Source organism: Flavobacterium stagni (genome assembly GCF_004122105.1).
Classification (GTDB): Bacteria; Bacteroidota; Bacteroidia; order Flavobacteriales; family Flavobacteriaceae; genus Flavobacterium; species Flavobacterium stagni.
On the sequence record NZ_SBKN01000003.1, the window covers coordinates 306,219 to 320,299 of the forward strand.

Annotated in this window: 11 protein-coding genes; 9 read left to right on the plus strand and 2 right to left on the minus strand. The window is 37.7% G+C overall.

Annotated features, from left to right (window positions below; all coding sequences use genetic code 11):
* Nucleotides 1-26: 26 nt before the first annotated feature.
* Complete coding sequence (locus EQG61_RS07400) at nucleotides 27-1,730, minus strand: T9SS type A sorting domain-containing protein (protein ID WP_164974905.1); 1,704 nt, start codon at nucleotides 1,728-1,730, stop codon at nucleotides 27-29.
* Between the two features lie 636 nt (nucleotides 1,731-2,366).
* Between EQG61_RS07400 and EQG61_RS07405 the strand changes: the two genes are divergently transcribed.
* The 5 genes from EQG61_RS07405 to EQG61_RS07425 all read left to right on the plus strand — a co-directional run bounded on the left by EQG61_RS07405 (nucleotide 2,367) and on the right by EQG61_RS07425 (nucleotide 7,564).
* A complete protein-coding gene (locus EQG61_RS07405) occupies nucleotides 2,367-3,410 on the plus strand; it encodes a ligand-binding sensor domain-containing protein (protein ID WP_129461284.1) in 1,044 nt (347 codons plus the stop codon).
* 194 nt (nucleotides 3,411-3,604) lie between these two features.
* Nucleotides 3,605-4,204 carry a hypothetical protein gene (locus tag EQG61_RS07410; protein WP_129461285.1) on the plus strand — a complete coding sequence of 200 codons (600 nt, stop codon included), beginning with the start codon at nucleotides 3,605-3,607 and terminating at the stop codon, nucleotides 4,202-4,204.
* Between the two features lie 54 nt (nucleotides 4,205-4,258).
* Nucleotides 4,259-4,705 carry a hypothetical protein gene (locus tag EQG61_RS07415; protein WP_129461286.1) on the plus strand — a complete coding sequence of 149 codons (447 nt, stop codon included), beginning with the start codon at nucleotides 4,259-4,261 and terminating at the stop codon, nucleotides 4,703-4,705.
* A gap of 457 nt (nucleotides 4,706-5,162) precedes the next feature.
* Nucleotides 5,163-6,920, plus strand: a complete 1,758-nt coding sequence (locus tag EQG61_RS07420; RefSeq protein ID WP_129461287.1) for a T9SS type A sorting domain-containing protein — start codon at nucleotides 5,163-5,165, stop codon at nucleotides 6,918-6,920.
* A 134-nt stretch (nucleotides 6,921-7,054) separates the two neighbouring features.
* Nucleotides 7,055-7,564: a hypothetical protein gene (locus EQG61_RS07425; RefSeq protein WP_129461288.1), complete on the plus strand. Its 510-nt coding sequence runs from the start codon at nucleotides 7,055-7,057 to the stop codon at nucleotides 7,562-7,564.
* 262 nt (nucleotides 7,565-7,826) lie between these two features.
* Here the strand turns inward: EQG61_RS07425 and EQG61_RS07430 are convergent, their stop codons facing one another.
* Nucleotides 7,827-9,938: a M1 family metallopeptidase gene (locus tag EQG61_RS07430; RefSeq protein WP_235829041.1), complete on the minus strand. Its 2,112-nt coding sequence runs from the start codon at nucleotides 9,936-9,938 to the stop codon at nucleotides 7,827-7,829.
* An 81-nt stretch (nucleotides 9,939-10,019) separates the two neighbouring features.
* Here EQG61_RS07430 and recG point away from each other — a divergent pair, with 81 nt between their 5' ends.
* The 4 genes from recG (at nucleotide 10,020) to EQG61_RS13760 (ending at nucleotide 13,980) form a co-directional block, all read left to right on the plus strand.
* Nucleotides 10,020-12,125, plus strand: coding sequence for an ATP-dependent DNA helicase RecG (gene recG, locus EQG61_RS07435; protein WP_129461289.1), 2,106 nt, complete (start codon nucleotides 10,020-10,022; stop codon nucleotides 12,123-12,125).
* An 88-nt stretch (nucleotides 12,126-12,213) separates the two neighbouring features.
* Nucleotides 12,214-12,504, plus strand: a complete 291-nt coding sequence (locus EQG61_RS07440; protein ID WP_129461290.1) for a helix-turn-helix domain-containing protein — start codon at nucleotides 12,214-12,216, stop codon at nucleotides 12,502-12,504.
* An 83-nt stretch (nucleotides 12,505-12,587) separates the two neighbouring features.
* Nucleotides 12,588-13,253: a hypothetical protein gene (locus EQG61_RS07445; protein ID WP_129461291.1), complete on the plus strand. Its 666-nt coding sequence runs from the start codon at nucleotides 12,588-12,590 to the stop codon at nucleotides 13,251-13,253.
* Nucleotides 13,254-13,506: 253 nt separating this feature from the next.
* Nucleotides 13,507-13,980 carry a hypothetical protein gene (locus EQG61_RS13760; protein WP_164974906.1) on the plus strand — a complete coding sequence of 158 codons (474 nt, stop codon included), beginning with the start codon at nucleotides 13,507-13,509 and terminating at the stop codon, nucleotides 13,978-13,980.
* The last annotated feature ends 101 nt before the right edge of the window (nucleotides 13,981-14,081 follow it).

Genomic DNA, 14,081 nt, shown 5'->3' on the forward strand with positions numbered 1-14,081 from the left:
CTTATGAATTAAGTGGATTTTCTTTTTTAATTTGATACTACGACCTTTTTTGATACGAGTACGTTGTTACTTTTTATTTCTAATAAATAGACCCCGGGAGGTAAATCTTGAACATTCAAAATTGTACTGTTATTTTTTGTCATCAAACATTTTCCATTCCAATCAAAAAGTTGGAAATAATCTATGGGTTCAGATGAATCAATAGTTATAAAATTATTGGATGGGTTTGGGATTAGTGCTATCGAAGGTAGTTTTAAATCTTCATTATTAGATAGGCTATTTCTGGTATAATTAATTAAAAATGTGCCATAACCCGCAATTCCCGGAGTAAAATAGACTCCATTTGGGGGATCAAAGTCTAAAGTAGTGGTATTATAAACACTGCCAACTAAAGTAATACGATTAGAATTTGGATGTATAGCCATTCTTCTTCCATCGTCATAATAGGTACTTCCAAAACTTTTAGCCCAATGGAATTGACCATTTGTTGAAGATAATGCAACAATAAATACATCATTATTACCGGATTGATTTGTTAACAAATACGTCCCCGCATCTGGATCACAGTCTAGAGTCCCCACGAAACTTCCCGTTAAATATAAATTCTCTAAATTATCCACTTTTATATCCAAAACATTCTCAGTATTGTTGGCTATTGTTCCAATCGTTTTGGCAAATATGAACTGACCGTTAGATGATAGCTTTAGTATAAAAAGACTTCGAAAACCAACAGGTGATAAATTAAATGTATTGGATGAATTGTCAAAATCAATGTCACCACTAAAACTACCCGAGCAATATACATTATTGTTGGTATCAAAAGCTATTGAATAAACAACTTCAACTGAAATTTGTTGAGATGCAAACATTTGTGCCCAAAGTAATTCCCCATTACTATTGTATTTCGCCAAAAAAGCATCATCGGAAGTGTTGGGACTTTGCAATATGGTTTGACCCGCAGAGGGGTCCATGTCCATTGTTCCTTTAAAGAGTCCGCCAATATAGATGTTGTCTTGATTATCAACCCCAACGTCCCAAACAGTATCTACTTTTGTTGGATCACCAAATTGGTTGGCCCATATAAACTCGCCATTAGAATTGAGTTTAAGTAAAAAAAACTGTTGCTGATTACCCGCTGAAACAAGATTGTATATCCCATCACTGGGATCTAAATCAATAGTTCCTGAAAAGTTCCCGATTAAATAGACGTTTCCTTGACTATCTGTGTCTAATTCCGAAAAGCTAAACAATTGACTGAATGTTTTTGCCCAAACAAATGTTCCATTGGTTGTGTATTTGGCGAGAAAATACGTTCCGTTAGCCGTGGAATTTTGTGGAGGCGGCAGGAAAAAAGTCCCTGGTCCTGGATCGAAATCAATAACATAGGCATCATAATCACCGGTTATATAGATATATCCTGAACTTTTATCTATTTCAATTCTAGGATTACCATAAAAGGGGCCATTTGCAGATAGATTGTTTTTACCTCCTACAGGTATAGCCCACAAAAAATTTCCGTTCTGATCGTATTTTGTACAAAAGATATTACCAACACTAGTTGAACTTTCATTTATAGAATTGTTCACAGTGGGCGATGGATTAAAGTCAACAGAATTTAAAAAATGACCAACGGTATAGGTGTTTCCTTGTGAATCAACTGCGACATCCGTAGCATTTGAACCATTAGCTGTAGAAACATATCGCGCCCAATTATAGTTTTGAGCTTTCATATTTTGAAAACAAAAAAATAGAATGAAAGTTAAAATTGTAATTTTTTTCATAAAAAAAGAATGTATTCGGTGTATAATTCAACAAAAATTTGGTTACTATATCTGACGTTATTCTAATTTGCACAGAGCATTTTTATAAAATACAATCGTGTCCCTAGTAACCCAATAAAACTCCATGGTAGGAGAAATGTAAAATTACAAAATTAATAAAAATAAGTAGTAGTAATTTTCATGTTGTCCCACAGCGAAACAAATCAATACATTGAATACCTGATTGCTGTGAAAAGCTTTCTCACGATTTTTAATTGTTAACGCTTATAAATCCATGTATAATGCCTTCTATCCTGCTGTAAACTAAATAAAGCTACTGCCTATACGCTTTTTGATTTACAACGGTTCTTTATTTCGCAACACACATTCATAAAAAATGCAACCCTGCTGCGCAAAGTCTCCTGACTTTGCGCCACTTTCCTAGTGTCACCTTGCTGTAGCAATTGAATGTATGCCGAACTATTCTCATTTAAAAACACTACATTAGCCTAGCCGACGCTGTTCGATTGCCGTGTCCAAACAGGTAAAGCAGCAACGTGTCCAAACAGCAGTATAACCCTTTTAAAAATAGCAAACGATCTTAGTATGAACTTTATTAAACAATTTCTTTTTTACGTACTCGTCTTAACTTCTTTATGTCACGGTCAGACGGTTATTAAAGAAAATGAGTCGGATACCTTTGTAAAAGGGGATATTGTTACCGCTTTGGGCAGCAATATCATGGTTATCTATCAAGACAAAAAAAATACGTATTGGTTCGGTAGTTGGGAAACTGGGGTGTATCGATATGATGGTAAAACGTTGACCAATTACACCACAAATCATGGTTTGTACTCCAATCGTGTGGATGATATAAAGGAAGACCATTTAGGAAATATCTATTTCGCTGGGATGAATACCGATGCTATACTCACCCAGTTCGATGGAAAATCATTTACTCAAATCCATGCTACTCCGAGTAATGATTGGAAACTTGAAGCCGATGATGTATGGCTAATCAATGCCTATCAAAATAAACAAAAAGTTTTTCGATTGAACGGAACCAAACTCTATGAATTAACGCTTCCGAAACCACCAAATCTCAATAATCCTTTTGATGTGTATAGTATTTATAAAGATCAAAAGGGCAACATTTGGTTTGGCACCAATCCCGTTGGCGTATGTCGGTATAATGGAAAAACATTTGATTGGATTACAGAAGAAGATGTGACCGAATTTCGTAATGAAGGGTCAAATGGCGTACGTTCTATTACTGAAGATAAAAATGGTGATTTCTGGTTCAATACCGAGAACCGTTATAGTATTTACGATAGTATCACCATAAAAAGCAATTCGTTTTATACGCGACACGAGAGCATCGGGAGTTTAGATGGAAAAAATACTAAAGGCTTGAATGAATATCTATCCACGGTTCGAGACAATGAAGATAATTTGTGGTTTGTCACCTACCGTGATGGTATTTGGAAGTATGATGGAACAAAAATCACCCATTATCCAATTCAAGAACAATCCAAAACAATTAAATTATACTGTATTTATAAAGACAACAAAGGTGAACTTTGGGTTGGGACTCCCGAATCAGGGGTTTATAAATATAATGTCCAAAACTTTGAAAAATTTAAACCCTAGTGTTCTTTGCTTGCTACGCAAAGTCTCCTGACTTTACGCCTCACTCCTCGAAATATGAAATAACCGTACACTCCCTAATTTGCAATTTTGACCCCTAAAATAGAGCCCCTAACGTAATATTCATTACTTTTAACTGACGTAATTTGTATCCGTTCTTACCATTCCCTTTATAACCATTGCCAAAACCTTTAACCATGAATTTTTTCAAACGCTTATTTTCGAAATCTAAATATCATTCGGATAACGAATCGAATGAACAATCGAATACGGAACCCAATCTGACCGCTATTTATACTACCGATTATTTTGAACAACGGTATGTTCTTGCACCCATCGAACCCGAAATGTTGGAGGGCTGTTTTAAAATGATTGAGGGGTATTTTGTAGCCAATACAATTACGCGTCTTGAAGAGTTCCCGTTGCATCACCCCAAGAATCTGGACCTTGTGGATCAAGAAGGCTTTGGTTTTGTGCTGTATTGCAGTGCATTCCAATTGGGTGAAAGTGAGGCGACTTTATTTTTGGCGATGGCCTTTAGTGATTTCTTGATTCAGAAATACGGCTTTGTGTTGTATACCGATGCTACACCCGAATACCCGTTGCGGGGCATGACGTTAAAGTACGATCAAGACGGGGTGGTTTTATCGCTCTACCCTTTTGAATATGCTGCCAAAGTACTGCAAGGCAATGCTACTTTCAGCGAATTGGAAGACCGACTACAATCGCAACTGGCGGTAATGCCCGATATGCGTAACACGGTAAATCAGTTCTTAAATCGGGAGGAAACGGATTGATAATTGTTTGAAAGTTGATTTTAACGCCATTTCCTATCTCTTCAATTCTTCTATATGAAACAAGCTGTGTTCAAATTCCTGTTGGGATTCTGTGTTTTACTTACGGTAACGAACTGTCAAAAGGACAAACCCGTTAAGAAAAAGGCCCCTTTTCTCTTTGATACCGTTGACCATTATTGTACCGACGACAACACTGCCCTTGGCACATCGTTGTATACTACATCCGCAACCTCGTATGATGAAGTCCAATTGAAGTATTCGAATATCCTTTTTAAAGATTTACAACCAAAAAATAGGGATACCCTTTTTGTTGCCGAACTCCAAAATCTGGACTATACAAAAATGCGTATTGATTCAGGGGATGTCAAGGAATACCAAAGAATTTTTTCTCAAAAGTTTGGTAATTATCTGAGTGAAAATGCCTGTGAACCCTTTTACCGTGATGTGTATGTTTTTCGAAAAAAAAATAAAAATAGTTGGGATTGCCAAAATCTGTTTTGATTGCCAGATTATCAATTTCAGCAGTGAAAAAGACTACTGGCAACAGTTTGGGCATAGCGATAATTTGTATGAACTAGGACTGTTGAAACATAAAGAACTTACTGCTACAGAATGAAACGGAACTAATTAGAGTTGATTACGTTTGTTTGACAACCATTTAAAAGCAAGTAATTTGATCCATTTTGAAAATTGGAAACCCAACATTTATTCTGCAGGCAATAATTTACTAATGCGCATATCAATACCTCTCTAAAGTCTTTACTAACTTCAGCATTTTTTAAAAAGGCAATCACTTTATATCACTAAAATTTAACAATGAATTTAAAATGTTTGTTGTACTTTAGTCTTCTATTTGGTTGCGATTGTGAGGTATATTTCTATTTGATGGAAAAATGCTACTCTTTTTTAAACTAAATACATTTATTATTCACCGAGTTCTATTTTTAAAATCGTTACCATGAGAAAAAATCTTTACGTTTTCGCTTCATTATTATTGATTACTTTTTCGCATTCCCAAATTATCAATTTTCCAGACATTAACTTTAAGACACAACTTTTATCGGCACAGCCTGGAAATGGCACCGCCTTTTACAACGGAACTTCGATTAAAATTGACTCTAACAACAATAATGAAATTGAGGTCAGTGAAGCGTTGATGGTACACACTTTAGACCTGTTTAATTCAGGGATTTCTGATCTTACTGGCTTGGAATATTTTACCAACCTACAACAACTTAACTGTGCCTATAACAGTATTTCGACTCTTAATCTTTCTCCATTTCCTAATTTGGTAGGTTTTAATGCACATAACAATTCCATAGCCCAGCTCACGGTTTCCAACCTTAATAACCTGACCAATTTTACGTGCAACAACAATGCAATGACTTCATTAATCGTGAGTAATTTACCCAGTTTACATACCCTTCATTGTGGACAAAATCTTTTGACACAACTGGATGTGAGTTCGCTCCCTAATTTACGCAATTTGCATTGTAATGATAATCAAATAAGCGCCTTGGATCTTTCCAACCAATCCCTATTGCGTTTAATCAATTGTTACAACAACCTTTTGGTAACCTTAAATCTGAAAAATACTTCCAGTGAATTAGCCAATAGTGTTGATTTTTCAAATAATTCGACGCTTCGTTATGTGTGTGGAGACGATTTTCAGGTGCTGATGCTACAAGATAAAATCACCCAATACGGTTATTCAAACTGCTATGTCAACGCCTTATGCTCTTACATCCCTACCGAAAGTTTTGCAACGCTACAAGGTGCAATTCAATTTGATGAAGCGAATGATGGTTGTGACGCATCGGATTTAGCTTATCCCGATCTATCAATAGCCTTTTCAAACGGAACAACGGCTACAACTATTTATTGTTCAACGAATGGACAGCTCAATTATGCGGTACAAAACGGTACCTACACCTTGCAACCCCAACTTGCCAATCCGTCTTATTTTACTATTACGCCCACTAGTGTATCGGTTAATTTCCCTTCACAAGGAAGTTCGTTTACCCAAAACTTCTGCGTGACACCCAATGGTGTTCATCCCGATTTAAAAATACAATTTATCAATCTTAATGGTTACAATACGGTGTTACCCGGTTTCACAAGAACCTATAAAATCATTTATACCAACCAAGGAAACCAAACTCAGTCAGGAATTGTTACATTAAATTACAACGATAACATTATGGATTTTGTGAATGCCACTCCGGCAATTTCGAGTCAGTCCGCCAATGCGTTACACTGGAGTTTCACTGATTTAAAGCCGTTTGAGTCGCGCATTATCCTGGTTGATTTACAATTAAACACCCCTATGTCAAGCCCTCCTGTAAATGAAGGTGACTTGATCACTTATACTACAACTATTCAAACCCCTGCCATTGATGATACGCCAACGGATAATACGTTTACGCTGAATCTAACGGCTAGTTTCATCGAACTTGGGACACCCGAAGTTGCGGCTATCGATAAGAGAATTGTTGTTTATCCCAACCCAACGACAAGTAATCTTTCGATTGCAATCCCTGCAACTATGCAAGTAGAATCAATAAAAATCTACAACAGTTTGGGCCAGCTCATTCGACAACTCACTTCGAATGAAACGCTACTAACTCTTGATGTATCTACTTTGCCTGTAGGGATGTACAGTATTGTTTTTCAAACGAACTATGGTGTTTTGGATCGAAAATTCATGAAGAAGTAAGTGTTTTTTTGACATTCACGGGTCAATAGAATTTGAATTAGAAGAAATAATCATGCTAGAAAATTGTAGCATCAAATCTTCAGACGTATTGATTGCATTTGTATTGAACTACTTTATCATACAAACTAATTGAAATGTTGCGTTTTAGTATATCCATTGCTTTTGGCTTTCTATTGACTTCGTGTACCTTTCCTACAGAAGTGCAACCGAAATTCAAGGAATTCTATTTCATGAATTACAATGAACCGCATTGTATTGCCTTAAAATATGACGGAAAAGATACGGTTTATCAAAAGATTGAACAGTCTGAGGATTCAACCGGATGCTACTATCATGTCCTTTCTTCTGATGAGAAAGATAGTTTAACCCAAATGATTAATCGGTTTCCCTTACACCGGTACCGCTCAAAAGAAATCAATATCTACGCTGATACCCCAACGTATTTTTTCATTGCTAGACATGCAAAAAGTACGGACATGGCTTGTGTCAAAGGAAAACGACTCACCCCTGAATTGCAACAATTTGGAGATCGTCTAAAAGCCTTTTGTGCTTCAAAGCCATTTCATAAGTCCACAACTCCGGTTACTTTTTGGGGAAACCTTTCCCCAGTACCGCCACCGCCGCCGCCGATAATTAATTTGTAAAGTACTAATCCATTAGCCTCATTAGTTGGACTTTAGAACACGATTTCTAATTCATTTTAAAATGAGAAAATTTGAAGATTTGAAAATTGGCTTCGATTCACGTGGATTGTTACACTCTTACACTTGATTTGAAAATGAAAAGATTTGAAGATTTGAAAATGGGCGTCCATTCACGTGGATTGTTACACTCTTAAACCCTTTCCACATTTACACCCTGATGATGATCAGTGACAACTGCACGGCGATCACTGTCCAATGATCGCTACGATTGCATCAACCGCTTTAATTCGGCTTGTTCTTCCGGGCTGAGATCGGGTAAAATTTGATTGAATAATATTCGGTATTTCTCCGTTTTCACATACTTCCGAATCATGTCCCGACCGTATTTCACCATTTGCCACTTGGGATGGTGGGTGGCATTGACTAAGTTCTTCAAGAGTTGGACATCTTCCGGAAAGGAAGTCAGCGCATTTTGAAAGGCAGGGATACGTGTCACACTTTCGTAATCGGGTCCGGTATAGCCAATTAATTCGTTTTTATAAATAGAATACAACGGCGCTGTTTCAGGCATTGCATTGAGGTAAGCGGTTAATACAAGGATGCGCACTTCCTTATCATTCGCACCTTGCCAATCTTTTACGATTTCAAAATAACGTTCCTTTTCTTCAGGAAAGGAATGCAACAGATTTAAAAAAGCATTGGCGCGCACTTCATACGAGGCTACTGAAAGCAATTGTTCGTACTCCGCTTGAAACGAAGCAGGGACTTTGGTTAAGAGTTCGCTCACCGTCTTCACCACCTTGATATCGCCTTGTTGCAGCGCCAAGCGGTAGAGTGGTTCAGATTCTTCAAAGGGTTCGTTTTTGAGTTGGTAGATTACTTCCGACTTCAACGGCCAGAACTTCTGGGATTGTAGGAGTTGGCGGAATTGATCTAACTTATCACGTAAAGGTTTGGAACGGTCCTTTTGCAAAGCAATCAACTCTTGAATGAAGGCACTTTTTTGCAGACAAGCATTAATTTCTTTCTCGGGGTAAGCCGCACTTTCCAACCAGGTTTTTTGGAACGTTTCGGTATCAAAGTCGGCATACTTTCGCACAAACGCTAAGAAATCAGCCGTCTCTACATTTGTATATTGGTAGTGTTTCAAATAGGCTTTCACGGTTTTGTCAAATGCCCTCTTTCCGATTTGATCGCGAAGGTAATGCAAGGCCAAGGCACCTTTTTGGTAGAAGGACAACGAACTGGCTTTTTCGTTCATTACGGGGATGGTATCCGACTTGGCTGCCACCTTAATTCGGTTGGCATAACTATACAATTGTTGGTAGAAGTAATCGTCGCCAAAGATTTCTTTTTCAGCCAATAAGGCATAATAAGTAGCGAATCCTTCCTGCAGCCAATGGTGCTTACCTGACTTAGCCGTAATCAAATCGCCAAACCAATGGTGCGCCAATTCGTGGGCATTCACATTGACGTAATTGCGGTCGTTGTTCGCAATAGAATCCACTACAAAATCTTGATCAAATATTGTGGATGTGGTGTTTTCCATACCTGCGTATAAAAAGTCGCGCACCGGAACTTGACGGTAGATTTTCCAAGGATATTTAACCCCTATTTCTTTTTCTAAAAAATCAAAAATACGATCGGAATGCATGTAGGTGTAGTCCATTTTGGTCGCATCTTTGGGTTGGATATAGCGTTCCAATGGAATCCCAGTAGCACTGTGATGGGTTTGAAAAACAAATTCCCCAATGGCCAACATCACCAAATAAGACGCCATCGGTTTTTTCATTTGGTAGTTCCAAGTTGTATAGATTTTACCCGCTTGAATGGCGCGAAAGGTTTCTTTCTGCACCAATTCACCATTGCTGATGGCTGTTAATGAAGTTCTTGTAGCTTCTTCATTTTCAAGGGTTGTCACACTAATGGAAAACGTCAGCTTTTCATTCACATCATCAAAACTGGGCAACCAATGGCTGGTGTAACGCCCTTGACCTTGCGTCCATATTTGATAATTTTGAGCCGTTCCAATGTAATACAGCGCCTGTTTGGGTTGGGCATAATAGTCAAAATCCAATTGGTTTTTCCCTTTTTTGAATCCGGTATACAGGAGCAATTCCTTACCATTATTTTTGTATTCGACGGCTTTTCCATTGATAAGTATACCACTAAAGCGCATGGCTTTGGCATCGATTCGAATTGTATCCGTAGGTGCGTTCACTTTGAATACAAAATGACAATGTCCGTTCACGTCTTTTTTCTCAAAATTGGGCAGTACTGTGGCGTTCAAGGCTATAAAATCAACCTTTGGTAGCGTTTGCGCCCAAGTAATGCAGGAGTATAAAAAAAGGAGGTAACCGATTCGAATTCGCATGAGAAAAAGCTTTTCACAAAGATAACGGAAGATTTCAAAATTCGGGTTTTTGAAGTATCTTAGCCTTTCATTTTTATTTGTATGTCCAACGTACTTGAAACGCCAATCGAATTCCTCAAAGGTGTGGGTCCCCAGCGGGGCGCATTGCTTCGTAGCGAGTTAGAAATTCACAAGTACGGTGATTTGTTGCAATTGTTTCCCAACCGCCATATCGACCGCACCCGCTATTACAAGATCAACGAATTGGTCAACAGTAACGCTGAAGTACAAGTGGTGGGTCGCATTATCCATATCAAAACCGTACAAATGGGTAAAACCAAGAGTCGGTTGGTCGCCACTTTTATCGATGATACAGGTGAGATGGAATTGGTGTGGTTCCAAGGGCACAAATGGATTCGCGAGAGTTTGAAGCTCAATACGACCTATGTTGTTTTTGGCAAAATCAACCAATACGGTGCGACGTTTTCAATGGCACATCCAGAGATGGAACTGTTGGAAGAGCACAAAGCGAGTCTGCGTTCGGCCATGCAACCCGTCTATCCAAGCACGGAAAAACTTGCCAACAAAGGCATTTCCAATCGGGCAGTGGTGAAAATGATGCAGCAGTTGTTTATTGAGACAGGTACCAATTTTGGGGAAACCCTTCCCGCCTATTTGTTGGACGAACTCAAACTCATCCCGAAAAACGAGGCGCTGTTTAACATCCATTTCCCGAAGAGTCAGGACCTGTTACTCAAAGCCCAATTTCGGTTAAAGTTTGAAGAACTCTTTTTCATCCAATTGCAATTGATTACCAAGAATTTGGTTCGCAAGCACAAAATCAAAGGCATGCCGTTTACGCAGGTAGGTGAAACCTTCAATACATTTTATACCCAACATCTCCCCTTTCCGCTGACCAATGCCCAGAAGCGGGTGATCAAAGAAATTCGGAACGACTTGGGTAGCAATGCGCAAATGAACCGCTTGCTGCAAGGCGATGTGGGTTCGGGAAAAACGATTGTAGCGTTGATGTCGATTTTATTGGCCAAAGACAACGGCTACCAGAGTTGTTTGATGGCGCCCACAGAAATTCTTGCCATCCAACACTACAACGGCATCATGGAATTGGCGAAAAACAGCAATTTGAACATACAACTACTCACGGGTTCGACCAAAACCGCCGATCGAAAAATCATTCACGAGCAATTGGAAGAAGGTCAGGTGGATGTATTGATCGGCACCCATGCTTTATTAGAAGACAAAGTGAAGTTTGCCAACCTCGGACTCGCGGTGATTGACGAGCAGCATAAATTTGGTGTCGAGCAACGCAGTAAGTTGTGGAAAAAGAACGATATTCCGCCGCATGTGTTGGTCATGACAGCCACGCCGATACCGCGAACGTTGGCGATGAGTTTGTATGGTGATTTGGACATTTCGGTGATTGATGAATTACCGGCGGGACGAAAACCGATACAAACGGTACATCGTTATGACAACAATCGCTTGAAGGTTTGGAAGTTTTTAAAAGATGAGATTGCCAAAGGACGGCAAGTCTATATTGTGTATCCGTTGATTCAAGAAAGTGAAAAAATGGATTACAAGGATTTGATGGACGGCTATGAAAGCATTTCTCGGGACTTTCCGCTGCCCCAGTATGCGCTTTCGATCGTGCATGGTAAAATGAAACCGGCAGATAAAGAGGCCGAAATGAAGCGCTTTATTGAAGGTAAAACACAAATCATGGTCGCAACCACGGTGATTGAAGTGGGTGTAAACGTGCCAAATGCCTCGGTGATGGTGATTGAAAGTGCTGAGCGGTTTGGTTTGTCGCAATTGCACCAATTGCGCGGACGTGTGGGTCGGGGCGCCGAACAGAGTTATTGTATTTTGATGACCGGACATAAACTGAGTCAGGAGAGCAAAACCCGTTTGGAAACCATGTGTGCGACCAACGACGGATTTGAAATCGCAGAAGTGGATTTGAAATTACGGGGTCCAGGTGACATTATGGGCACACAACAAAGCGGGGTGTTGAATCTACAAATTGCCGATTTGGTCAAAGACAAAGACATCTTGCAATTGGCGCGAAGTTATGCCATCCGTTTGTTAAAAAGCGATCCGGCGATGGAGCAACCCCAGCACCAAACGTTGAAACAGATCTTCTTTGAATTGAGTCGGAAGAAGAATATTTGGAATTATATTAGTTGAGGGGATTTATAATATATTTATTTATCAACTAACTAGAATCTTAAAGGACTCTAATGGCAAAATAGTATTCAGAAAAATACAAATAACCATGGGAACGAAGAGCTGGACAGCAATAAAAAACAATGTATACGGTGAAACTGGAACAGAACGTCGTGACGAACTTGAAAGAGATTTTCAAGGTTTTAAAATTGGGTTACTTTTGAAAAAAGCACGAGAGGAAAAGCAATTGACACAAACCGAACTAGGTGAATTGATTGATAAAAAGAGAGAATACATCTCTAGAATAGAAAATAATGGAAGTAATCTAACACTTAAAACGTTGTATGAAATTGTTGAAAAAGGCTTAGGTGGAAAAGTCAACATTCAAATTGAATGGTAAAAAAATATGAAACAAATGCTAGAGGTATTTTAGCAATTAATTAGCAGTCATTGTTGATAGTGCAAACAAGAAAATCTTCATAAATGAAAAAAAAATTATTACTTACATTTTTACTTTTCGGAGTAAGTCTTGTTGCTCAAATTCATAATTCTGATACGACTTTTGTAATTAACAAGAAGAAATTCAATATTAACAAAAGAGAAATTAATTCTAGTAAAGTTAAATTGACTATTAAAAGAAATTCTAAAACAATAATGACTGAAACACTCGATTCTGATGGCCTTGCTAATATAGAATTTCCTGATTTTAACAACGATGGGAACAAAGATATTATGTTAGTTTATATGGGAAATAATTTCACTTATTACTTATATCTTTTTGATAAAATAAACAATAGCTTTAAAAAGGTTGAAGGTTTTGAAAGATTTCCAGAATCAACACAGTTAACGACAAATCCTAACTTTTACTATTCATATCAAAGAGCTGGCTGTGCAGATTTAAATTGGGTTAGTGATTTGTTTTATATCAAGGATTTTAAAACAGTCCATGTCGGACATATTTACGGAAAAGGTTGCGATTATGAAATAAAAGAAAATCCACAAATCATTGAGGTTTATAAAATTTCTGGTAACAAAGAAACAAATCGGAAGTTGATTGAAAACCTGCCTTATATAAAAAATGTTCCAAGGTTTGATGAAAAATGGGAATTTATTAAAAAGTATTGGAATTCAAATTACCAAAAGTTTTAATAGATAAAACAACGACCGCTAACAGCCGCTAGCCGCTATGGCTGGTAAGTACAGTTTGGCGTTTGATTTACACGACCCGAGCGAAGCGAACGGTGCAAAGCAAAAAACGTTTATCTTAGTAAGAAAAAATCGTTTTGCTTTGATCGCCACAGTTGGCTAGCCGTGAAACTCAGTATCAAATTAAATTGGGTTAAGCTCCTATTAGAAACTTCACTTTTTTTAAATTTTGCTCATTTATACTACATCATTTTAAATGAAATCAAACTTAACCTTAGTTGAATTTAGAGATAGATTAGAAGCCAACCTTAAGTTTGGTTCGCCTAAACATCACATTCCTTGGGGATTTTTTTCCATTTTTGGTACTAATTCCAAATGCTTTTATGGTAAATATGACTCTACAACATTTGAACTCACCAAAAACACCAATTTTACACCGAATTATTACTTCATTAAAGGATCATATCATCTAATGGAAAATCAATTATTAATAAACTACAGCCTACTCCCTAATGGTAGATTAAGAATTGCCTACCTAACCTATTTTCCATATATTATATTCTTTTTGTTAAATTCACTTTTCTATTTTTCTCTTAAACCACCGACAATTGTCTACATCATTTTCAATCTATTTTTATTGATTATTTCCCTATTAATGCGACTTACCTTAAAATTTCAGCGTAAAAAATTAATGCAGAAATTTGAAACACTTTTTGAAATTACAACATAGAAACGAACGATGTTTTAAAAAACAGACTACTATTTCAACTATTTTCTTTTTTTTGTGAAATAATACATATGCAATTCAATATTCTTTCTCCTTCATTTTTT

Bases quoted from the DNA above. Each gene is read 5' to 3' on its own strand.
- EQG61_RS07400 (WP_164974905.1), bottom strand. From the start codon at position 1,730: ATGAAAGCTCAAAACTATAATTGGGCGCGATATGTTTCTACAGCTAAT.
- EQG61_RS07405 (WP_129461284.1), top strand. From the start codon at position 2,367: ATGAACTTTATTAAACAATTTCTTTTTTACGTACTCGTCTTAACTTCT.
- EQG61_RS07410 (WP_129461285.1), top strand. From the start codon at position 3,605: ATGAATTTTTTCAAACGCTTATTTTCGAAATCTAAATATCATTCGGAT.
- EQG61_RS07415 (WP_129461286.1), top strand. From the start codon at position 4,259: ATGAAACAAGCTGTGTTCAAATTCCTGTTGGGATTCTGTGTTTTACTT.
- EQG61_RS07420 (WP_129461287.1), top strand. From the start codon at position 5,163: ATGAGAAAAAATCTTTACGTTTTCGCTTCATTATTATTGATTACTTTT.
- EQG61_RS07425 (WP_129461288.1), top strand. From the start codon at position 7,055: ATGTTGCGTTTTAGTATATCCATTGCTTTTGGCTTTCTATTGACTTCG.
- EQG61_RS07430 (WP_235829041.1), bottom strand. From the start codon at position 9,938: ATGCGAATTCGAATCGGTTACCTCCTTTTTTTATACTCCTGCATTACT.
- recG (WP_129461289.1), top strand. From the start codon at position 10,020: ATGTCCAACGTACTTGAAACGCCAATCGAATTCCTCAAAGGTGTGGGT.
- EQG61_RS07440 (WP_129461290.1), top strand. From the start codon at position 12,214: ATGGGAACGAAGAGCTGGACAGCAATAAAAAACAATGTATACGGTGAA.
- EQG61_RS07445 (WP_129461291.1), top strand. From the start codon at position 12,588: ATGAAAAAAAAATTATTACTTACATTTTTACTTTTCGGAGTAAGTCTT.
- EQG61_RS13760 (WP_164974906.1), top strand. From the start codon at position 13,507: ATGAAATCAAACTTAACCTTAGTTGAATTTAGAGATAGATTAGAAGCC.